Here is a 22503-nt window from a genome sequence, read left to right as displayed (position 1 = left end):
AAGACCATCTGATGTTTAGATGGTCTTTTTTGTTGACGAGCGCTGTTTATTTGCTCTGCTATTCCGTCCTGCTTATTTGTCTTGCTCAGGCGCCCAGATACGCTTCAATAACCTTGGGATTGCTGAGCAGGTTAGCACCTGTGTCGCTGAGGACGATGCTGCCATTTTCCAGTACGTAGCCATGTTTGGCGATTTTCAGTGCCTGCCTGACGTTTTGTTCCACCAGCAGGATGCTGAGACCGGTCTGATTGATTTCTTTCAGGATGCGGAAAATCTCTTGCACCACCAGTGGGGCGAGCCCCATTGACGGTTCATCCAGCAGCAGTACTTTGGGTTTTGCCATCAGGGCGCGGCCTATAGCCAGCATTTGCTGTTCGCCACCCGATAAATTGCCCGCCAGGCCAGTTGCCCGATTTTTAAGCACAGGGAAGAGGGTAAAGACCCATTCCATATCCTGGCCTATCTGTGTCTTGTCCTTGCGGGTGTAGGCACCCAGCTCAAGATTTTCCCTGACAGTAAGCGTGGTCAGAATGGCGCGGCCCTCAGCCACCTGCACCACACCTTTTTGCACGATATGGTGGGGCGACTGCTGGCTGATGTCTTCATCTTCCAGAAAAATTTGTCCGGATGCTGATTTCAATAAGCCGGAAATCGCCAGCAGGGTCGTGCTTTTGCCAGCACCATTGGCACCGACAAGGGCGGTGATTTCGCCCGTGTTAATGGCAAGGCTGATGCCTTTGACGGCAGCGATATGACCGTAGCTGACATGCAGGTCCTGTACGCGCAGGATTTGGCTCATTCTGCGTCCTCCTTGCCGAGATAGGCCTCAATCACATCGGGATTGTTGCGTACTTCTTCCGGCGTGCCCTCGGCAATGATTTTGCCAAAATTGAGTACAGCTATGCGGTCGCATAATTCCATCACAAAGCGCATGTCGTGTTCTATCATGAAAATCGAAAAACCGCGCTGACGTATATTGACGATTTCTGCCATCAGTTCCGTCTTTTCAGCAGGGTTCATGCCAGCTACCGGTTCATCCAGTAACAGCAGTTTGGGCTGGGTGGCCAGGGCGCGTGCAAATTCCAGTTTGCGCTGTTCGCCATACGACAGGTTGTCTGCTAGCATATGAGCTTTATGGTCGAGCCTGACCCATGACAATAATTCGTGCGCACGTTCTTTGGCTTTTTTTTCTGCGTCTTTGTAGGTACCCAGATTGAATAACATGCTGGCGACACCATAGTTCAGATGTTCATGCATGCCGACCACGACGTTTTCCAGCAGGCTCATTTCCTTGAAAATGCGGATGTTCTGGAATGTGCGGGCAACACCCAGTTGCGTGATCTTGTGGCTGGCCACTGTGGTCAGATCATGCTCGTTGAAACGTAATTCTCCACTGCTGGGGCGTAACAGGCCGGTAATCAGGTTGACGATGGTGGTTTTTCCAGCGCCATTGGGGCCAATCAAGCCGTAGATACTGCCTTGCGGCATGGTGAAGCTGACATCCTGCAATACGCGCAGGCCGCCAAAATTTTTACTCACAGAACGTAATTCCAGCATTTAGCTAACCTTTCCGGAACGTGACGATGTTAACTTTTTGCGAAAGTTTCTGATTCTTGCCGGGTCCCAGATGCCTTTGGGTAAATACAGGATGACCAGGATCAGTATCAAACCGTTGGCTGCCAGGCGGAAATCTTTTAAAGAATGCATGAATTCCGGTAGCAGAGTCAGGCTGCTGCTGCCGATCAGCGGACCGATGAGGTTGCTGGTGCCGCCGAACACTGCCATGGTCAGGATGTCCACGGCATTTTCAAATGCATAATTGCCTGGTCCTATCGTGAAGGTGTAGTGTGCGTTCAGGCCGCCAGCAATACCTGCAATGGATGCACCCATCACAAACGCCAGCAGTTTGTAGCCGCCGACATTGACACCCATGAGGCGGGCTGCAATTTCATCTTCCTTGATCGCTTCAAAGGCGCGGCCTATTTTTGAGCGCCGCATCCTGGCCAGTATAAACAGGATCACTGTCAGCAAGATGACGATATGCCACCATTCGGTTTTTTGTGGAATGCCGTTCAGACCCATGGGGCCACCGGTGATTTCCATGTTCAACACAATGACACGTACCACTTCACCGAAGCCCAGCGTTGCCATGGCCAGGTAAACGCCGGACAGGCGCAGTGTTGGTATGCCGATGATCAGTGCAACGATGGCCGGCATGATGGCACCGGCCAGCAGCGCCAGCGGGAACGGCAGGCCCGTCTGCATACTGATCATGGAAGCGGTGTAGGCACCGATCCCCATGAATGCCGCATTGGCCAGTGACAGCAAGCCGCAAGACAGGGTCAGGTAAATCGAAAGAGCCAGCATGGCATTAATGCCTATGCCAAAAATGACTGTGCTATAAATAGCCCAAAAACTATCCCACCATTCAAGCATAGCGTTACGCCTTTCTTTCCAGTACTCTGCCGAACATACCAGAAGGGCGTACCAGCAAGATGATAAATAACAGACCAAAAGCCACTGCATCGCGGAAATCGCTCGATATATAAGCCACGCTCATCACTTCGGCAAAGCCCAGAAACAGGCCGCCTATCATTGCACCACGTATATCGCCCATACCACCCAGGATAATGACGGCAATGCCCTTATGCAGCATCGGTTGTCCCATGAAGGGAGAGATCGCATTGAATGACAAACCGACCAGTACACCGGCAGCGCCGCCCAGTGCGGCAGCGGCAAACGAGGTCAGGAAAAACAGACCTTCAACATTGATGCCCAGCAGATAAGCAGCCTTGGGCGATTCGGCAATGGCGCGCAGGGCGCGGCCAATTTGCGTACGGCGCATGACTTGCAGCAGCACCAGCATCAGAATGAAGGCGATGACGACAATGGCAAGCTGTACTGCAGTCAGGTGCAGGTTGCCCAGGCTAAAACTTTCTTCAGGTATGGTGCCAAACGGGAAGCGTTTGTTTTCTGCACCAAAAATCCCCTGTGAAATATTGGTGATCATGATCGCTACACCGATGGTGGCAATCATCGGGGCCAGATGGGGTGCGTTGCGTTTGCGTAATGGTCGCAAGACCAGAAAATCGACCACCACACCCAGCAATCCACAGGCCAGCATGGACAGCAGCATGGCCATCCACAAGGACATCTGGAAAGAACTGACCAGTAGCAAGGCCATGTAACTACCCAGCATGAAGATGGCGCCGTGCGATAAATTGATGACGCCAAGGACGCCGAACACCAGCGTGAATCCGAGGGCGAAAAGCGCATACACGCTGCCCAGGGTCAGAGCGTTAATGAGTTGTTGTGCCAGCATGGGTATCCAGGTGAAGTAGGATGGCTTCGTTTTCATGTGCAGATGCAGGCAGACTACCAGCGCATGTGCATATGTCTATGGGATGAAAATCATCCCGGCAAGAGAAGTCGTAAAACGTCTGCCCCGGCTCCTGGCTTGCCAGGGGCGCGGGGGCAGGTATTCATTTATTTCAGCAATACAAATTTGCCGCCTTTGGCGATATTGACGATGGCATCTTGCTGGGCGTCATAGCCAGCTTCCTTGCCGTCTTTCGGTGCAGCGCGGCGGAATGCAAATTTGCCGGTTGCGCCTTCAATCTTCACGGCTGGCAAGGCATCACGCAATGCCAGGCGATCTTTTTCCAGATTACCGCTCAGGCTGACTTTTTTGAGTGCTTCGGCAACGATGTGCATGGCGTCATATGCCTGTGCAGCAAACTGATCAGGGTCTGAGCCAAATTTTGCCTTGTAGTCAGCCATGAAGCTCTTGTTGGCAGGGGATGGATTTTCAGCAGACCATGGGCTGCCCATCAGTGTGTTGTCAGCAGCGTCCTTGGCGATTTCAAACAGTTTTGGTGAATTGAAACCATTGCCGCCGACGAATGGCTGCTTCATGCCCAGGGAGCGGGTTTGCAGGATGATATTCGCTGCTTCTTCAGCCAGGCAAGAGCAAACGATGGCGTCAGGATTGGAGGCCTTGATCTTGGTCAGCTGTGCCTTGAAATCCACATCACCCTTGGCATAGGTTTCTGTATCCGTGACCGGGATTTTTTGTTCAGCCAGTGCGCTTTTGAAAACGTCGTAACCGCTCTTGGTAAACGCATCATCATTGCCGTACAGGATAGCTACTTTTTTGATGTTGAATTGCTTGACTGCTGCGCGCGTGGTAACAGGCAATACGTCGGCTTCCATGACGGAATTACGGAAGGTGAATGGTCCCATGTTCGTGATTCCGTCAGCAGTGTTGCTGGTGCCAAATACAACAGTCTTGGTGGCATTGGCAATCGGGTCAGCGGCAAAGGCTGAATTCGACAGGGTAGGGCCAAAAATCATCAATACTTTTTCCTGGAACAGCAGTTTTTTGAAGACATTGATGGCGTCTTCCTTTTTACCCTGTTCATCTTCAGCGACCAATTGTATTTTGTTGCCGTTCACGCCACCCTTGGCATTGATCTGGTCTGCTGCCAGCGTAAAACCATTTTTGATGGCAACACCATATTTGGCGGCTGGGCCAGTCAGGGCCTCGGCAACGCCGATTTTGATATCGGCAGCCTGGTTCAGTGTGGAATAGGCCAAGAGCGTGGCAGCGGCTAACAATTTAAGACGGTATGACATGGTTGATCTCCTGAAAAATTATGATGACTCTTGCGATTCTCGACGTCGGACATATGGCCTGGTGTTGCTCCTGTCCATGCATATCCGTTGCTGTCAGGAACAAATTTGTATGTCCACAGACAGAGGAAGCGAGATCGCTAAACTTATTAGCTGTTTATTGTCACGGAGGATTGTATGGGCTGGCAACCTCAGCAGCAATAAAACGCCATGCTGCGATGCAATATCCATTACTTAAGTAGTACTACTGATGAGGCCCGTTTTTCAGTCTGGAAATGGCGTGCCGGAGAATGGCAGCACACGCCAGCGCCTGTGTGAACAGGCAGGCTGGTATGTGTTGGGACTGTTGTTTGTGTAGCGATGATAATTTATGCCAGTTGCTTGCGCACGCGGGCAATCGCTGCCTTTACCTGGTTTGGTGCCGTACCGCCGATATGGTTACGGGCCGCAACCGAGCCTTCCAGTGTCAGCACTTCAAACACGTCTTCATTGATCAGGCTGGAAAAGGCACGCAATTCTTCCAGTGACATGTCGCTGAGGTCGCATGCCTTGTCTACGCAGGTGCGCACGGCCAGTGCCACGGCTTCATGGGCATCGCGGAAAGGCAGACCCTTCTTGACCAGGTAATCGGCCAGGTCGGTGGCCGTGGCATAGCCTTGCAGTGCGGCGGCACGCATGGCTTCCGGCTTGACGCTGATGCCGCCGGCCATGTCAGCGAAGATGCGCAGGGTGTCGATGACGGTGTCGACGGTGTCAAACAGAGGTTCCTTGTCTTCCTGGTTATCCTTGTTATAGGCCAGTGGCTGGCCTTTCATCAGGGTCAGCAAGGCAATCAGGTGACCATTGACGCGGCCAGTCTTGCCACGCGCCAGTTCAGGGACATCAGGGTTTTTCTTTTGCGGCATGATGGATGAGCCGGTGCAGAAACGGTCAGCGATATCGATGAAGCCGACGCGTGGGCTCATCCAGATCACCAGCTCTTCCGACATGCGAGAGATATGCGTCATGATCAGTGCAGCAGCAGCGCAAAATTCGATGGCGAAGTCACGGTCGGATACGGCGTCGAGCGAGTTATAGCAGACTTCGTCAAAGCCCAGCGTTTTGGCGACGCGTTCACGGTCGATGGGGAAGGTGGTGCCAGCCAGGGCGGCTGCGCCCAGTGGCAGGCGGTTGACACGTTTTCTGCAATCAAGCATGCGTTCACTGTCACGGCCAAACATTTCAACATAGGCAAGTATGTGATGGCCAAAGGTGATTGGCTGCGCCACCTGCATATGGGTGAAGCCCGGCAGGATGGTATCGGCATTTTTTTCTGCCAGGTCCAGCAAGGCGCTACGGAAATCAGCCAGTAATACCACGATATTGTCGATGGCACTGCGCATGTACAGACGGATGTCGGTTGCGACCTGGTCATTGCGTGAACGGCCGGTGTGCAGGCGTTTGCCAGCATCGCCCACCAGTTCGGTCAGACGTTTTTCTATGTTCAGGTGCACGTCTTCCAGATCAAGCAGCCATTCAAACTTGCCGCTGTCGATTTCTGACTGTATCTGTGTCAGACCACGCTGTATATCAGCATAATCCTGGGTGCTGATGATTTGTTGAGCCTGTAGCATTTCTGCATGGGCCAGCGACCCCTGGATATCAAAAGCAGCCATGCGGTTGTCAAAAAACACCGACGCGGTATAGCGTTTCACCAGATCTGAGACAGGTTCCGAGAAGCGGGCAGACCATGCCTCGCTTTTTTTATTGAATTGTGATGTCATAGTAATAGTTTGCCAATTTGGCTGCGTTTGCTTAAAGATTGGTGCAGATTATCCCAGATTTTGGCCTGCAATAGCCCGGGACTTGGGGTTTGCCTGGTGCAAAATGACAGGTTTTGCAGTTTTTTATGAAATTTGACCCGGCATGCAGGCATAGTCAGTGTCTCTTGCGCTTGCGCTCCATCTCAATGAAACAAGAATGACGACAAAAAATCCCTTGCCACAAGATGAGCCGCTGATCCCCGATTGCTGCAATGTCGGCGTGATATCCCGTGTGCTGGTGGCTGTCAATGTATTGGGCTTGCTGGTGCTGTCGGCGCGTGGCGATGACTGGCGCCTGATGCTGCAAAATTTTCTGGAAAGTGCCATCCTGCTGGAAACCATCAGCCTGGTATCCCTGTTATTGCTATGCAATCTGCGCAGGTTGGCCATGCGTTTTCCTTTTCAGCCCTGGTTGCAGCGCTTGTTATGCGGCTTGCTGCCAGCGGCGATTGCCGGCTTGTTCTTGCTGTATCTGAAAAACATGGAATGGTTTGAATACAGCTTCCCGCGCTTTGATATCAATTTTGCGATGTTTAGCTGCTTCTTGTTGGGCCTGGCGTTTCAGCAGTATTTTGAATTGCGTGCCCGTGCATTTTCACCCGCACTGGGCGAAGCCCGGCTGCAGGCTTTGCAGGCACGCATACGCCCCCACTTCCTGTTCAATAGCCTGAATACGGCGCTGGCGCTGATCCGTACTGAACCGCGTCGCGCAGAGTTGATGCTGGAAGATCTGGCCGATCTGTTTCGTGTGCTGATGCGCGACAACCGCATCATGACCAGCCTGCGCGATGAACTGCGTCTGTGTGAACAGTATCTGGCTATCGAAAAAATACGCCTGGGTGAACGTCTGCAGATAGAGTGGGTCAGTGACAGGCTGAGTGAGCAAGAAATGCAGGAAATCGAAATACCCTCATTACTCTTGCAGCCCTTGCTGGAAAACGCCGTGCATTACGGGGTTGAGCCTTCGGTTACTCCTGCGCTGATCAGAGTGGAGCTGGGGCGTGTGGTGGACAAGGTCGAAATAATCGTTACCAATCCGTATCATGAAAACGCCAATTTAACATCTGGTAACCAAATGGCGCTGGAAAACATCAGGCAGCGATTAAGTTTGCTCTATGATATCGAAGCGCAGCTTCAGTACGGTGTGAAAGAACTGCAATTTGAAGTAAGACTGTATTTTCCAGCCAAGAGATGAAGATTCCCAAGATATTGATCGTTGACGATGAAGCACCAGCCAGGCAAAGGCTGATGACCTTGCTGTCTGATATACAGGCAGATTGTCCGACATCCGTACTGGGTGAAGCAGAAAACGCCATGTCAGCACTGGATCAACTCGCCAGTCTGCAACCCGATATCCTGTTGCTGGATGTGCAGATGCCGGGCATGAGCGGCATAGAACTGGCGCAGCATCTGGCCCGGCATCAGGCTGGTTTTCGTCCACCCTCCATTATTTTTGTGACTGCGTATGACGAATTTGCCGTCAAGGCATTTGAAGTGCATGCGCTGGATTACTTGATGAAGCCCGTGCGTGCCAGCCGTTTGCAGGATGCCATCCGGCGTGCCGCCGAACAAATCCGCGATGGACATCCTGCGGCTTTGCCGCTGGCCGGTGAGAATGCAATTACCAGACGCAAGCATTTTTCAGTATTGGAAAGAGGGCGTATCTTGCTGGTGCCGGTCACTGAAGTGCTATTCCTTAAAGCGGAACAGAAATACGTTACCCTGCATACCAGTCAGCGTGAATATCTGGTGGAAGAATCGCTGACATCCATCGAAACCGAACTCGGCGACCTGCTGGTCAGAGTGCATCGAAATGCTCTGGTAACACGCGCGGCAATCAGTGGTGTGGAAAGGGCAGTGCAGGTAGTGGATGCTGAAGCCGGTCAGGAAAAGGCATCCGAATCCTGGCAGGTGATAGTGTCTGGCGCTGCCGAACGTCTACCGATCTCACGCCGGCAATGGCCGGTCATCAAGGCGCTGGTGCGCGTGTAAATGTAGTTGTTGCAGACATGGTGATGGCTTAACACCAGACTAGCGCCAGACCGGCAAACCGGTCAGATCTGTATTTTCATCGAATACCCAGGCGGGCAAGCCACTACAGTCAGTCGGCCCCAGGACCTCCAGTAATTCCAGCTGTTCTTGCTTCTTGCCTTGCTGACGCGGTACCAGCTTGAGCGTTTTTCTCGGCTCGGGCGCGACCGGCAGGGGTTCACCAAAGCCCGGTAATTCCAGGGTGGCGTTATCTTTGTTGTCTTTCATCAGGCTAAATGAGTGATGCTGGCAAGTGTTGGGCTGTTGTCGTCTAAAAAATGAAAAGGCATTTGTCAAAAATTGCCAAACTTCCGGTCGCGACTGTTGGTCGTTACTGTTAGAGGGCGTAGTAATGCGTCGACAGTAATGCGTCGACAATTCTGGATATATCTTCGCCAGAAAAAATACCGTCATCTGCTTTGATCCAGATTTCCATCTGCGTATCCATATCCGCATAACGGACTGCGGCCACATATAAAACTGAGGCGCGAGAATAGCATGCCAATCAACAATTTGCAGCAAAATAGCCATACGGGTTTGAAATAAAGTATGGCTGGGGAGCTTGTGACTTTGATAGCCAAAATTTAAGTAAACGCCGGGATGGCGATCGGGAATTTACACTGACAATTAATCTAATTTAATATTGAATCGGCATTGGATTGGCGACATTGGACTGACTATACGAGTTTGTTCTTTATAAGCGGCTTGTTTATCATGTCTTTTTGTTGTTTTGTAATAGCCCTTGGCCGCGTAGCTTTCTGGCTGTGGGTCTGCGATTGGTATTACTGCAGTTGGCGGTTGACGCAGTTAAGCAACGCTGCTTGAATGTAAGGCTTTTCTCGTGCGTGCACATACTTAATGAAAGGTAGCCATGTTTGATCACGTCAAATTCGGAGTCAGCGACTTTGCTGCGAGCAAAGCCTTCTTCCTCAAGGCGCTGGAACCGCTCGGTGTCGCCGTTGTATCTGAGGGAGTGCCAAGTTACGGCATAGAGCTTTCTGCAAACGATGAAGTTTCACTGTGCCTGTATCAAGCCGAAGAGAAACCGGCGCATCTACATCTGGCCTTTCGGGCTGCCAGTCGCCAGCAAGTTGATGCCTTCTATCACGCAGCGCTTGAAGCAGGGGGTAAAGACAATGGCGCGCCTGGTTTGCGTCCGCAATATCAGGGCCGGTACTATGCCGCTTTTGTCATTGGTCCGGACGGACACAACATCGAAGCGGTATACCACGAGCCCGAGGCCTGATTTTTCTATTCGGACGGTGCCATCCGGTACCACCTTATCCTGCACTCATTGTACTCACTGTACCCACTCATAACCGGTGACGCATATTTGAGTCAAAAGCGACCTATTTAGCGGACAGGCGTGGTGGGGGGATGTCTGCGTACCAGGCGATGAAACGGGCTTTGATGGTGGAAATTGCTTGAGTGTAAGTGCAGACGTGAGTTGTTATCAATGCATTGACATATCGATAGGCTTGCATGTGTATGGGAATGACGCATAATACTGATTATTTATGCAGTGCACGCATCATGAAAGTACATCTGCTTGAAACGCGACGGGCAGGCATTGCTCTGCGTCGTAAGCAGATATTTGATTGGCTCAATCACGGCAACCTGGGAGAGTTGACGATCTCAGAATCCAACGACCAGGGTCTTCACCGTCTTGTTCATTTGGCCCACTTCACCCGTGGCACCTATGAAGAGACGTTATTTGAACCGCGTCTACTTTGGATGAATGAAGGCCGGTTCATGCTCACTGGATTCCAAAGGCGTAAGACAGATGACGGTATTCTAGAATATACACAATCCTGGCTTTGCCTCAACGAAGACGCACCAGACTTGCCGGAAGGCAGATAGTAGATCTACTAGTTCGGGTTACGCACTAAATTCAGGTTATAGGTTCGTCTCTTTGTTCACGTTTATTTTTATTTATGAAAAAAATTTCTGTCGTATTTAAATCAATATTCTTCGGGGCGATGTTTATATGCTGCTCCACACATAGTGCAGAACTGATACCATTTTCAGCAAATGACGAATGGATATTTATTCAAAAAATTTCACAAGCTGGTCGCCCCGATATTTCTAATGAAATCAAGTTCATCACTCCCTTTAAAAACGATAATGGAGAAAATGTTATCTTTTTGGCTAAAGCAGCTAAAGATATTGGCCAAGTGATTTGGCAGCCTGTTGCAAGACTTGCAGCTAGTATTTGCGTTCAAGATTTTGTAGGTAAAACCGATCTCGGCTTAACGAACTCATGCAGCAAGGGATTGAAAACGGGAAGTGAATGGCAAGTCAAAATTGACTATAAAAGCGCACAAGATCAGATCAAGTACATCGTCGGAAGTGACGAGATTGTCAAAGTCCCTGCAGGAACTTATCACGCTATAAAGATTCAAGGGGTAGGTACGCATAAAAGCTTGAATGAAAGTCCTGAGAACATAACCGTGGCCTATTGGTTTTCGCCTGAGGTCAAAGCGATGGTGCAAACCATTCGAGAATACCGTTCTGCGGATGGCAAATTACTCAGCACCATTACCGAAGAACTCAAAGAAGTGAAGGTGAACGCATCATTAGCATCGCCGTTGCCATAGAGCCACTTTACACAGATAGCGAAAAGGTCGGCAACAAGCTTTGCAACATAGCTACACACCTGATTCTAATTAAATATGTTCACAAAATCCGACTTAAACCAAATTGACATCAACATCTTCGGGCTTCATCGCTACCGGGGCCTATATTTTGTTACGTATCGTCAAGATGCATTTGCTGTACCGGACTCAGAAGAAAACATCTATATATCACGTGCACCCAAATACCCCGGTGACAATGGTATACGCTTTTGGTTAGCTGCGGAAATGTCACGAGGTGAAAAGCTCTATGGACCATATTTGCAAGAGGCAGAATTCAGACCGATTACGGAGGAAAAATTCTACGCATTGGTCGCGGAACAATGTTTTAGCCTGATCGTTAAGCCCCAGTTCCCCCTAAACCAGTCAGGAAAATTTGTGGGCGCATTACTCATGTACTCCATGGAAACCGAATTTATTGTCGATCTTTTTGCAGAGTACGAAGACGAATATATTCATTTCTATTGGCACACTACTGCTTGATTAGCGCCCCCGCGCCGCACTCTCCCTATCAAAATGATCTAATCGCACTTTGCTATCACCTATACTTGCAATAGATGATATAAAACCTTCATCAGATTGAATCTTGAATATGTATATCGAAGAAATTCTGAAAATATTATCTCCTCCAGACAAGCCGCTTGATGCGCCACACGTCGGCGAATGGATAGCCGCAGAGGAAAAGCTAGAACACAGTTTTCCCTCTGACTACAAAGAGTTCGTAGAAAAGTTTGGTGAAGGAAAAATCGATAACTTCCTGCATATTTTCACGCCATTTTCAAAGAATGAAAATTTCAACCTGATAATGCAGCGGGATGTGCAATCCAAAGTGCTAAAAGAACTGAAATCATATGACGAGACTATTCCGTATCCAATATTGCCCGAGCCAGGTGGCCTGCTTCCTTTCGCAGCAACAGACAATGGGGACGTGCTATTCTGGAAAACTTCCGGCATAGCAGATAAATGGACTATCGTTGTAAACGCTGCGCGTTCCCCAGACTGGAAGGAATACGATATGTCCATGGCAGAATTCTTGTTGCAACTACTCAGACGCCGACTTCATTGCGAAATATTTCCAGTGTCATTTCCAAGTCCATCACCAATGTTTGAGCCCGTGTAGGTGTGAATTGCGCCACGTATCCGCACAAATGATTTGCTGGTGGTTATTGATATTTTTCAGCATCGACATGCGTGCGATTACGTTTCACCAATCACCCCTACGCATGCTGCAAACGACGAAGTTTCACTTTGCCTGTATCAAACCGAAGAAAAGCCGGCGCATCTACATCTGGCCTTCCGGGCTGCGAGTCGCCAACAAGTTGATGCCTTCTATCACGCAGCGCTTGAAGCTAGGGGCAGAGATAACGGCGCGCCTGGTTTGCGCTCGCAATATCAGGGCAGGTACTATGTGGCTTTTGTAACTGGTCCGGATGACCACAATATCGAAGCGGTGTACCACGAGCATGAGGCTTGATCCAGCCAATCTGGAAATTAATGGAGCTAAGTCTGGCGATACCAATCTTATCTGGCCCTAATGCCTGATTTGCATGATTCGTGATGTGTCTGCTAGAGATGATAAATCAATGCCGAATACAACAACGCCACCGAAAAACTGCTGATCGCAGCCGGTGGCGTGTTGTCAATTTGGTTGCGGGGGCAGGATTTGAACCTACGACCTTCGGGTTATGAGCCCGACGAGCTGCCAGACTGCTCCACCCCGCGTCTGAAGGAGGCGAATTGTACATGGCATCGGCGCGGCTTACAATCAATATGTGTAAATATTTTTATACGGTCTGGCACCGCAACAATTGTTCGCAAATTATTGCATCAAAAAAACATCGCTATTGCGGAAGTTGGATAGAAATCCATGCATAATGGATATACGGTATGGTTGGCGGTATAGTCATGCGCAGCAAGCCTGTGCGCTATTTTCAGGAGTGGAAAAGTAGTCATGGAATTTGAAGTAATCGACACCCAGATTTCCCCGGAAGGCCGGATGGAAGTGTTATCCAAGGCCGAAGTGCTGCAATTGCTGGACAATAGCCATGGCGGTCTGTATCAGGTGTTTCGCAGTTGCGCGCTGGCTGTACTGAATTGCGGCAGTGGCCTGGATGACGGCAAGGAATTGCTGGAGCGCTATAAGAATTTTGATATCAGCATCGTACAGCGCGAGCGTGGTATCAAGCTTGATGTCAAGGGGGCACCTGCCAGTGCCTTTGTGGATGGAGTGATGATCAAGGGTATACAGGAGCACCTGTTTGCGGTGTTGCGCGACATCCTGTTTATCAAGGCTGAAATTGGTGATGTCAGGAAGTTTGATCTGGGCACAACAGAAGGAATCAGCGATGCCGTGTTTCATGTCTTGCGCAACGCCAATCTGCTGCGTCCGCAAGTGAATCCGAATATGGTGGTGTGCTGGGGCGGGCATTCGATTTCGGGGGCAGAATATGATTACACCAAGCAGGTAGGTTACCAGTTGGGCTTGCGTGGCATGGATATCTGCACTGGCTGCGGGCCAGGTGCGATGAAAGGCCCGATGAAGGGGGCGACCATAGGCCATGCCAAGCAAAGGGTGACCACTGGCCGTTATCTGGGCATTACCGAACCTGGCATCATTGCGGCAGAAGCGCCTAACCCTATCGTGAATCATCTGGTGATCTTGCCGGATATAGAAAAACGACTGGAAGCGTTTGTGCGTGTCGGCCACGCGGTCGTCGTGTTTCCTGGTGGTGCCGGTACGGCAGAAGAGATTTTGTATTTGCTGGGGATTTTGCTGCACCCGGATAATGCCGAGTTGCCTTTCCCGCTGATTTTTACAGGTCCGGAAAGCGCGGCAGATTATTTCCGCCAGATTGACCAGTTTATTGCCGCTACCCTGGGCCCGGAAGCACAAAAGAATTATCAGATCATAGTAAATGATCCGGCCCGTGTGGCACAGGAAGTACATGCCGGTATCAAGAAAGTACGCGAATTCCGTAAGGCCAGGGGTGACGCCTATTATTTCAACTGGTTATTGAAGATTGATGCGGAATTCCAGAAACCGTTTGAACCTACGCATGAAAACATGCGTAATCTGGCTTTGCACAAAAACCAGGAAACCCATTTGCTGGCAGCCAATTTGCGCCGTGCATTTTCAGGGGTAGTGGCTGGTAATGTCAAAAACCAGGGCATACGGGCGATAGAAAAACATGGACATTTTGAAATTCGTGGCGATAGTGAAATAATGGCATCAATGGATACCTTGCTGGCATCCTTTGTTGCGCAAAGTCGTATGAAGTTGCCGGGCAAGGCTTATACCCCTTGCTACCGTGTTATAAAGTAATTGCGTGGCAGTCAAACCGTAGGATAATAGGGCAGGTCCTATCACTTTTGAGGAAAACAGACATGAGTTCCGTACAGCAGGAAGTTGACGAACGTACCAATCTCACCGCGTCGAACAAATTTGAGCTTTTGCTGTTCCGTCTGGGTACAGATGGCGTTAGCGAGCGATCCGAGTTGTTTGGCATTAATGTTTTCAAGGTGCGCGAAATTGTAGCCATGCCAGCCATTACCGGCATGGCTGGTGCGATGCCGCATATGCTTGGAGTCGTGAATTTGCGTGGGCAGATCATTCCTGTGATTGATTTGCCGGCAGTGGTGGGCCTGAAGCCAAAAACTGGCCTGAATATCATGCTGGTGACTGAATATGCCCGTACTACCCAGGGTTTTGCGGTGGAATCGGTGGAAGAAATCGTTCGTCTGGACTGGAATCAGGTTCTGTCCGCCGAAAACAGTGCGGCAGGTGGTATGGTGACCAGTATCGCGCGTCTGGATGGTGATACTGAAGATACCCGTCTGGCCCAGGTGCTGGATGTGGAGCAGATCTTGCGCCAGATCACACCGTCTGATACCAAGGATGTCGATCCGGATACGATCGGTGCCAAGTTGCAGATGATACCGGGTTCCGCCATTCTGGCAGCCGATGACTCTGCGGTTGCCCGCGGTTTGATCGAACAGGCACTGACAGCAATGGGCGCCCAGTTCATCATGACCAAGACCGGCAAGGAAGCATGGGAGAAATTGCAATCCCTGGCGACTGCGGCGCAGGCAGAAGGCAAAGGCGTGCGCGACAAGGTATCCATGGTACTGACGGATCTGGAAATGCCGGAAATGGATGGTTTCACCCTGACACGTAAAATCAAGAGCGATGACCGCTTCAAGTTCTTGCCGGTGGTGATTCATTCTTCATTGTCTGGTGCCACCAACGAAGACCATATCAAGACTGTGGGTGCAGATGCCTATGTCGCCAAGTTCGTTGCTGAAGAATTGGCTGCCACCATACGCAATGTATTGGCAAAATAAGAAATTGTAAAAAGGCAAGTATTTTGCCGATGCGAGTGGTGCATGTGTTTGGGATGTAGACGAAAAAGGGTGCAATTCATCATTGCACCCTTTTTTTATTCTTTCGCCCAGTCAGTAACTATCGTGAACTTGCTGCCGGCACACGTTGCCAGCCGCCCGGGCAGTTTTTGATCGCAGGATAAAAGCCGTCAGGCTGGTGGCAATACAGCCAGTCTTTGCCGACGTTGGTTTGCGGGTTGATGTCTGGCTGCCTGATGACATTGCTTTCATTGTCGCTACTATAGGTGCGTTCTTCAATTACTTCCGTATAGCGGGTGACCGGTGCCACATAACTGACAGAGGGCGCAATCACCACGCTGCTGTAATACGGGTAGGAATAATCATACGGATAGTAGCGTGGGCCATAGGAATAACGCGCGCCGTAATAAATTGGGAATGGATTAATCGAAATGCCCAGACTGACGCGAGGGCGGAAGTGGCTGGAGTGCGCCATGGCCGGGAAGGTCACGGCCAGCAAACTACAGACAAGAAGAATTCTTTTAAGCATGTTCATGATATTCTGACAATGTGATGACAAATTTCAGGGTGATTCTATAGCTTAGGACGAAAACTGGAAACTTATTGCTGGAATTACACTCAGTTACTATTCTTGGGCTTCCGTGACAAAGGCGATATCGCTGCGGGGCAGGGCAAAATTTGACGGACTGCGGACGGACTGCGTTGTCTTCTCTATGCCAGGATCAAGCCATAAGTTAAGTGATACATGTAGTGAATAAATACGCTCTGAGCCAGACTCTAAATTAGCCCTTCGTTTATACAGCAGATATACAGGATATTATGCGACTTCTGATGAAAAAATGTGCAGCACTGTGCGCGCTTGCCCTGGTTGCCAGCTTTCCGGCCCATGCCGAATCTGCCATGGCAGATGCTCCTGAAGCGCCCAAGCCTGCCATACGCGAGTTATATACCAAGTACGAATATCAGATCCCCATGCGTGATGGCGTGCGCCTGTTCACGGTTGTCTATGTTCCCAAGGACAGTAGCAAGACTTATCCCTTCCTGATGAATCGTTCGCCTTACGGCAGCGGAGTGTATGACGCCGGTCAATCCAACTATGGCGTGGATTTTTACCCGCAATCACTGGGGCCATCGAAAGAATTTGATCAGAGCGGTTATATCTTCGTGAAGCAGGACGTGCGTGGCCGCTATATGTCAGAAGGCGTCTGGCAGGAAATGACGCCACACGTCAAAGCCAGCAAGCAGGCTGGTGAAGGTGTGGAAAGCCAGGACATGTACGACACCGTTGAATGGCTGCTGAAAAACGTCAGGGGCAATAACGGCAAGGTGGGTATCTGGGGTATTTCTTATCCTGGCTTTTATACCTCGGCCAGTATCATCGACTCGCATCCGGCGATCAAGGCAGCGTCGCCACAGGCGCCAGTCACTGACCTGTTCATGGGCGATGATTCTTATCATGGCGGTGCCTTCATGCTGGCAGCCAACTTCGGATTTTATTCCAGTTTCACGATAGAAAAAAATCCTACCACCTTGCCCAAGCGCTGGGAGTCATTTGATTTTGGTACATCGGACGGCTATGAGTTTTTCCTCAAGCACATGAGCCTGAAAAACATCACGGCACAACTGACAGACAAACAGCGCGAGTTGCTGATACCGACGATAGAACATACCAGCTATGACGATTTCTGGAAAAGCAGGAATATTGCTGCCCATCTGAAAAACATCAAGGCTGCCGTGCTGACTGTCGGTGGCTGGTATGACGCGGAAGATCCGCAAGGGCCACTGACGACGTATCACAGTATCAAAAACAATAACAAGGGGTATTACAATGGCCTGGTCATGGGGCCGTGGTCGCATGGTGCCTGGGGTGGGGCAGAGGGCAAGTCGCTGGGGAGTGTAAATTTTGAAACTAAGACGGGCGAGTATTACCGCAAGAATATCGTCTTCCCTTTCTTTGAGCAGCATTTGAAAGGTGCGTCCGGCAAGGCCCTGCCAGAGGTGACCGTGTTTGAAACCGGCACCAATGTCTGGCGTGAATATGCCAGCTGGCCACCACAGCAGGCACAAAAACGCACTCTGTATTTTGGCAATGATGGCAGCCTGAGCTGGAAAGAACCACAGACTGAATTCAACACTTTTGATGAATACATCAGTGACCCCAAAAAGCCCGTGCCTTTTATTTCCTATGCTGCAACCGGTGCGCCACGTGAATATGTGGTGTCTGACCAGCGTTTTGCTTCCACCCGGCCAGATGTGCTGGTGTATCAGACCGCGCCACTGGATGAAGACGTGACCCTGGTCGGGCCGGTCAATCCAAAACTGTTTGTATCCACCTCCGGCACGGATGCTGACTGGATCGTGAAATTGATCGATGTCTATCCACCCACTTATCCAGACAAACAGGTAGTGCGTGAACGGGCCAATGATGTGCCGCCCCCTTCAGTCACCATGGCGGGTTACCAGCAATTGGTGAGGGGTGAACCCTTACGCGGCAAGTTCCGCAACAGTTTTGAAAAGCCCGAGCCTTTTGTACCAGGCAAGGTAGCAGCAATCAGCTACAACATGCCCGATATCCAGCATACCTTCCGCCGTGGCCATCGCATCATGGTGCAGGTGCAAAGTACCTGGTTTCCATTGGTGGATTTGAATCCGCAAAAATTCATGGACATTCCCAAGGCCAATCCTGAAGATTTCCAGAAGGCGACGCAGAGGGTGTATCGTTCGCCCGGCCAGTATTCAGGGATAGCAGTACAAGTATTGCCACAATAAAAGCTATAAACTAAAAAGAAAAAGAGGGAAATAAAAAGATGAAAACAAAAAATATTTTCAAGCGTAGTCTGTTGGCCAGTCTGGTGGGGCTTACATGTGTGGGCAATCTGGCGATGGCGCAAACTGCCACCTCCAATCAATTGGTGCTGGAATCCATGGCCATGGATAAAAAGGCCGATCCCTGCAAGGATTTCTTCCAGTACGCAAATGGTGAGTGGCTGAAAGCTAATCCCATACCGGCAGACCGCGCACGTTACAGCGCTTACGATGAAGTTACAGAGAGAAATCTGCTTGCTCTGAAACAGATTGCAGAGGCCGCTGCCAAGGGCGACGGCAAGAGTCGCGCAGCGCAACTGGTCGGCGCTTTTTATGCCAGCGGCATGAACGAGGCGCAGATAGAAAAAGAGGGTGCAAAACCGCTGGAACCACAACTCGCAAAAATCAATGCCATCAAGGATAGCCAGCAATTGCTGACGGTGATTGCCGGTCTGCACAAACAGGGTGTGATGCCACTGTTCAATTTTGCAGTTGATCAGGATGCAAAAAATACGACACGTTATATTCCACAAATCATGCAGGGTGGCCTGGGTTTGCCTGACCGTGATTATTATCTGAAAAACGATGCCAAAACCAAAGATATAAGGATCAAATACCAGGCTTACGTGACACAGATCTTTGGCCTGCTGGGCGATGCGCCAGATCAGGCCAGGCGTAATGCAGCGGTTGTCATGGCGCTGGAAACTCGCCTTGCCAAGGCTTCGCTGACCAAGGTGGAGTTGCGTGATCCACAAGCCAGTTATCATCTGACAGATTTGAGCGCCTTGCAAAAGAGCGACAAGAAAACCGACTGGGCCGCCTATTTCAACGCACTGGGTCTGGCCCAGCCTGGACAATTCAATCTGGCACACCCCAAGTTCATCGCCGAAGCAGGGCGTATGGTGCAGAGTGTCAGCCTGGATCAGTGGAAAACCTATTTGCGTATGCAACTTGCCAACGCTAGTGCCCGTGATCTGAGTGCAGATTTTGTCAACGCGAAATTTGATTTCTATGGCAAAACCCTGGCTGGTACCAAAGAGTTGCAACCGCGCTGGAAACGCGTCTTGAGTGCGATTGATAACATGGTGGGTGAAGCCATGGGCGAATTGTACGTTGCTGCATTCTTTGGCCCTGAAGCCAAGGCAGGTGTACTGGAAATGGTGGGTAACATCAAGCTGGCCATGCGCGACAGCATCAGCAAGCTGGAATGGATGTCAGATACGACCAAGCAGCAGGCATACAAAAAACTCGATACCCTGATCGTCAAGATAGGCTATCCTGATACCTGGCGTGATTACAGCGGTTTGCAGATCGACACCGGCTCCTACGCCGCCAATATCGCACGCGCGTCCGAATTTGAATTCAAACGTAACCTGACCAAGCTGGGCAAGCCCATAGACAGGAACGAATGGGGTATGACACCTCAGACGGTGAATGCCTATTACAATCCCACCATGAATGAAATGGTGTTCCCTGCGGGCATACTGCAGCCGCCTTTGTACCATGTGAATGCCGATCCGGCCGCCAATTATGGCAATACCGGTGCCACCATTGGCCATGAACTGACGCACGCGTTTGATGATGAGGGGCGTCAGTATGATGCAGAAGGCAATCTAAAAAGCTGGTGGACCAAGCCAGATGAGAAAAGATTCCTGCTGCGCGTCAAGGCCATAGAAAAGCAGTTTGACGAATTTAATCCGATTGATAAATTGCATATCAATGGCAAGTTGACTGCCGGTGAAAACATCGCCGATCTGGGCGGGATGAAAATTGCCCTGCAAGCGCTGCACAAGTCGCTCGAGCACAAGCCACAGGCCAAAGAAATAGATGGTCTGACAGTAGATCAACGCTTTTTTGTTGCCAATGCGCAAAGCTTCCGCAGCCTGGTACGGGATGAAATGTTGCGTATGTCTCTGGCAACCGATCCGCATTCACCAGACAAATACCGCGTCATCGCACCATTGGCAAACATGCCAGAATTTTCTGATGCATTCCAGTGCAAGGGTGAGCGTTCTCCACTGCGCCCGGCAGCGACCCGGGTAAATATCTGGTAAGAGCGTATACTATGGTCTGGAATGCAGCTTGGGGGCAGTTACCGAATCGCCTTTGAGCTGTCAATATTTCTTGTCATCAGAGTGCAGCACACTGTCTGGCTGCACTCCAGATATGTAGGCTATATGGACCATATGGAAACCAAAGTTGTCGAATTTGAACGTCCGCAAATGGATGTAGGCAGTAGCTGTACCGCCAATGCATGGGCACGTGTGCCTGATGCGCCTTCCGCCATCGAAAGGCTGGAGTTGAAAGCCAGGGTGCGTCAGTTGTTGAAGGAAAAACAGGCGGTCCTGGTTGCGCATTATTATGTCGATGCCGAATTGCAGGACCTGGCAGAAGAAACTGGTGGTTGCGTTTCTGACTCACTGGAAATGGCGCGTTTTGGCCGTGACCATCCCGCCAAAACCCTGGTCGTGGCCGGTGTCAAGTTCATGGGCGAGACCGCAAAAATACTCAGCCCTGAAAAAACCATTTTAATGCCAGACCTGGATGCAACCTGCTCGCTGGACCTGGGTTGCCCGGCTGATGAATTCGCTGCCTTTTGCGATGCCCATCCTGACCGTACCGTGGTTGTCTATGCCAACACCAGTGCCGCAGTAAAGGCGCGCGCTGACTGGATGGTGACATCCAGCATAGGCCTGGACATTGTTGCGCACCTGCATGCGCAGGGTAAAAAAATACTCTGGGCACCTGACAAGCATCTGGGTGGCTATATCCAGAAACAGACCGGCGCCGATATGCTGCTATGGCAGGGCTCATGCCTGGTGCATGATGAATTCAAGGGTATAGAGTTGGATGTGCTTAAGACTGAACATCCGAATGCAAAAATCCTGGTCCATCCTGAGTCGCCGGCTGCCGTGGTTGCCTTGGCAGACATGGTGGGTTCCACCTCGCAAATGATCCATGCAGCGCAGACCCTGGATGCAGATGAATTTATCGTCGCTACCGACAATGGCATCCTGCACAAGATGCAGATGGCTGCACCAACCAAACGTTTTATCGTTGCCCCTACCGCTGGCAACAGCGCGACCTGCAAGAGTTGTGCACATTGCCCCTGGATGGCGATGAATGGCTTGCGCAATCTGGTGCAGGTGCTGGAAAACGGCAACAATGAAATCCAGGTTGACCCCATAGTCGGGCAAAAAGCCAGGGTCTGTATAGACCGCATGCTGGATTTTGCTGCTGCCAAAAAAGCCAATGTGCGTCCTTCAGGTGACCTGGCGAAAGAAGCCAAACTGTTTTCCGGCATAGGTCCGGCCTGAATGCCGCAAATACCACAAAATAAAACTGAGGTTAGTTAACGATGCCTGGTAATTTGAAAAATACGCATTTTCCCTTTGACACGGATTTGCAAACAGCGTTTGAACGCAATATAAGCGATGTACTGGACGAAGATGTCGGTGCTGCCGACCTGACTGGCTTGCTGGTGCCGGCTGATGAAGTGGTGCAGGCACAAGTCATCGTGCGTGAAGATGCGATCCTGTGTGGCGCCCCCTGGTTTGGTGCCGTGATGACGGCACTGGATGAAACCATCGAAGTGGACTGGCAATATGCCGAAGGCGCACAGATGAAGGCAAACACGGTCGTCTGCAAAATCAAGGCACCTGCCAGAGCCTTGTTGACAGCCGAACGCTCTGCTTTGAACTTCCTGCAATTACTGTCTGCCGTGGCAACGGCCACCAGCAAATACGTTGCCATTATCGCCGGCACAAAAGCCGCGATACTCGATACCCGTAAAACCTTGCCGGGTCTGCGTCTGGCGCAAAAGTACGCTGTCCGTGTTGGTGGTGGCAAGAACCAGCGCCTGGCTTTATACGATGGCATCCTCATCAAGGAAAACCATATCGCCGCTGCCGGTGGCGTAGCTGAAGCCATGCAAAAGGCACTGAGCCTGAATGCCGGTGTGACCATACAAATAGAAGTGGAAACCCTGGAGCAATTGCAGACCGCACTGAATGCCGGAGCCGTCTCTATTTTGCTGGACAATTTCAACACCACCATGATGCGCGAAGCCGTGGCCATCACCGCTGGCCGCGCCTTGCTGGAAGCATCTGGCGGGATTGATCATGCCTCTGTCAGGGCGATCGCCGAAACTGGCGTGGACCGCATTTCCATCGGTAGTCTGACCAAGGATATCAAGGCGACGGACTATTCTTTGCGGATCGTTTGAAACTGCATAGTTAACA

General features: G+C 50.7%; 21 protein-coding genes, 1 tRNA gene and 1 pseudogene. 14 read left to right on the top strand and 9 right to left on the bottom strand.

Annotated elements, in window-relative coordinates; genetic code table 11:
- Positions 1-85: 85 nt before the first annotated feature.
- From H8L32_RS08710 to argH, 6 genes are all read right to left on the bottom strand, one after another.
- The gene (locus H8L32_RS08710; RefSeq protein ID WP_186946752.1) at positions 86-799 is read right to left on the bottom strand and encodes an ABC transporter ATP-binding protein; all 714 of its coding nucleotides are present in this window, start codon (positions 797-799) and stop codon (positions 86-88) included.
- On the bottom strand, positions 796-1557 hold the full coding sequence (locus H8L32_RS08705) for an ABC transporter ATP-binding protein (protein ID WP_186946751.1): 762 nt from the start codon (positions 1555-1557) through the stop codon (positions 796-798). Before H8L32_RS08705 ends, H8L32_RS08710 begins: the two co-directional genes overlap by 4 nt.
- Positions 1558-2436 carry a branched-chain amino acid ABC transporter permease gene (locus tag H8L32_RS08700; protein ID WP_186946750.1) on the bottom strand — a complete coding sequence of 293 codons (879 nt, stop codon included), beginning with the start codon at positions 2434-2436 and terminating at the stop codon, positions 1558-1560.
- A 4-nt stretch (positions 2437-2440) separates the two neighbouring features.
- Positions 2441-3322, bottom strand: coding sequence for a branched-chain amino acid ABC transporter permease (locus tag H8L32_RS08695; RefSeq protein WP_186946815.1), 882 nt, complete (start codon positions 3320-3322; stop codon positions 2441-2443).
- A 164-nt stretch (positions 3323-3486) separates the two neighbouring features.
- The gene (locus tag H8L32_RS08690; RefSeq protein WP_186946749.1) at positions 3487-4635 is read right to left on the bottom strand and encodes an ABC transporter substrate-binding protein; all 1149 of its coding nucleotides are present in this window, start codon (positions 4633-4635) and stop codon (positions 3487-3489) included.
- Positions 4636-5000: 365 nt separating this feature from the next.
- Complete coding sequence (gene argH, locus H8L32_RS08685; RefSeq protein ID WP_186946748.1) at positions 5001-6395, bottom strand: argininosuccinate lyase; 1395 nt, start codon at positions 6393-6395, stop codon at positions 5001-5003.
- Between the two features lie 196 nt (positions 6396-6591).
- On the opposite strand from argH, the gene H8L32_RS08680 reads away from it, so the two are divergent.
- Both H8L32_RS08680 and H8L32_RS08675 read left to right on the top strand, forming a co-directional pair.
- Positions 6592-7629: a sensor histidine kinase gene (locus H8L32_RS08680; RefSeq protein ID WP_222619284.1), complete on the top strand. Its 1038-nt coding sequence runs from the start codon at positions 6592-6594 to the stop codon at positions 7627-7629.
- Positions 7626-8426: a LytR/AlgR family response regulator transcription factor gene (locus H8L32_RS08675; RefSeq protein WP_186946747.1), complete on the top strand. Its 801-nt coding sequence runs from the start codon at positions 7626-7628 to the stop codon at positions 8424-8426. Before H8L32_RS08680 ends, H8L32_RS08675 begins: the two co-directional genes overlap by 4 nt.
- Positions 8427-8465: 39 nt before the next feature.
- On the opposite strand, the gene H8L32_RS08670 is transcribed toward H8L32_RS08675, so the two are convergent.
- A complete protein-coding gene (locus H8L32_RS08670; RefSeq protein WP_186946746.1) occupies positions 8466-8693 on the bottom strand; it encodes a hypothetical protein in 228 nt (75 codons plus the stop codon).
- A 643-nt stretch (positions 8694-9336) separates the two neighbouring features.
- On the opposite strand from H8L32_RS08670, the gene H8L32_RS08665 reads away from it, so the two are divergent.
- The 6 genes and pseudogenes from H8L32_RS08665 to H8L32_RS27695 all read left to right on the top strand — a co-directional run.
- Positions 9337-9711: a VOC family protein gene (locus H8L32_RS08665; RefSeq protein ID WP_186946745.1), complete on the top strand. Its 375-nt coding sequence runs from the start codon at positions 9337-9339 to the stop codon at positions 9709-9711.
- Positions 9712-9998: 287 nt separating this feature from the next.
- Positions 9999-10325 (top strand): hypothetical protein, encoded by a 327-nt coding sequence (locus H8L32_RS08660; protein ID WP_186946744.1) that lies wholly within the window; start codon positions 9999-10001, stop codon positions 10323-10325.
- A 74-nt stretch (positions 10326-10399) separates the two neighbouring features.
- Positions 10400-11062 (top strand): DUF3108 domain-containing protein, encoded by a 663-nt coding sequence (locus H8L32_RS08655; RefSeq protein ID WP_186946743.1) that lies wholly within the window; start codon positions 10400-10402, stop codon positions 11060-11062.
- 75 nt (positions 11063-11137) lie between these two features.
- Positions 11138-11581, top strand: coding sequence for a hypothetical protein (locus H8L32_RS08650; RefSeq protein ID WP_186946742.1), 444 nt, complete (start codon positions 11138-11140; stop codon positions 11579-11581).
- Between the two features lie 109 nt (positions 11582-11690).
- The gene (locus tag H8L32_RS08645; RefSeq protein WP_186946741.1) at positions 11691-12218 is read left to right on the top strand and encodes an SMI1/KNR4 family protein; all 528 of its coding nucleotides are present in this window, start codon (positions 11691-11693) and stop codon (positions 12216-12218) included.
- 117 nt (positions 12219-12335) lie between these two features.
- A pseudogene (locus H8L32_RS27695) lies at positions 12336-12572 on the top strand (VOC family protein); the annotation flags it as partial.
- A 171-nt stretch (positions 12573-12743) separates the two neighbouring features.
- Here the strand turns inward: H8L32_RS27695 and H8L32_RS08635 are convergent.
- Positions 12744-12820 (bottom strand) — tRNA-Met (locus H8L32_RS08635).
- Between the two features lie 229 nt (positions 12821-13049).
- On the opposite strand from H8L32_RS08635, the gene ppnN reads away from it, so the two are divergent.
- Together ppnN and H8L32_RS08625 are read left to right on the top strand one after the other, a co-directional pair.
- Positions 13050-14420, top strand: a complete 1371-nt coding sequence (gene ppnN, locus H8L32_RS08630) for a nucleotide 5'-monophosphate nucleosidase PpnN (protein ID WP_222619283.1) — start codon at positions 13050-13052, stop codon at positions 14418-14420.
- 62 nt (positions 14421-14482) lie between these two features.
- Positions 14483-15439, top strand: coding sequence for a chemotaxis protein (locus tag H8L32_RS08625; RefSeq protein WP_186946739.1), 957 nt, complete (start codon positions 14483-14485; stop codon positions 15437-15439).
- Positions 15440-15557: 118 nt separating this feature from the next.
- On the opposite strand, the gene H8L32_RS08620 is transcribed toward H8L32_RS08625, so the two are convergent.
- The gene (locus tag H8L32_RS08620) at positions 15558-15992 is read right to left on the bottom strand and encodes a hypothetical protein (protein ID WP_186946738.1); all 435 of its coding nucleotides are present in this window, start codon (positions 15990-15992) and stop codon (positions 15558-15560) included.
- Positions 15993-16288: 296 nt separating this feature from the next.
- Here H8L32_RS08620 and H8L32_RS08615 point away from each other — a divergent pair, with 296 nt between their 5' ends.
- The 4 genes from H8L32_RS08615 to nadC all read left to right on the top strand — a co-directional run bounded on the left by H8L32_RS08615 (position 16289) and on the right by nadC (position 22487).
- Entirely contained in the window at positions 16289-18226 is a 1938-nt protein-coding gene (locus H8L32_RS08615) for a CocE/NonD family hydrolase (RefSeq protein WP_222619282.1), read from the top strand.
- A 38-nt stretch (positions 18227-18264) separates the two neighbouring features.
- Complete coding sequence (locus H8L32_RS08610; protein WP_186946736.1) at positions 18265-20316, top strand: M13 family metallopeptidase; 2052 nt, start codon at positions 18265-18267, stop codon at positions 20314-20316.
- A gap of 132 nt (positions 20317-20448) precedes the next feature.
- The gene (nadA, locus tag H8L32_RS08605) at positions 20449-21579 is read left to right on the top strand and encodes a quinolinate synthase NadA (protein WP_186946735.1); all 1131 of its coding nucleotides are present in this window, start codon (positions 20449-20451) and stop codon (positions 21577-21579) included.
- 41 nt (positions 21580-21620) lie between these two features.
- Positions 21621-22487 carry a carboxylating nicotinate-nucleotide diphosphorylase gene (gene nadC, locus H8L32_RS08600; RefSeq protein ID WP_186946734.1) on the top strand — a complete coding sequence of 289 codons (867 nt, stop codon included), beginning with the start codon at positions 21621-21623 and terminating at the stop codon, positions 22485-22487.
- The last annotated feature ends 16 nt before the right edge of the window (positions 22488-22503 follow it).

The organism is Undibacterium hunanense (genome assembly GCF_014284335.1).
Lineage (GTDB): Bacteria > Pseudomonadota > Gammaproteobacteria > Burkholderiales > Burkholderiaceae_D > Undibacterium > Undibacterium hunanense.
Note: the sequence above shows the minus strand (reverse complement) of the source record. Positions and strands in the feature narration are given on the sequence as shown.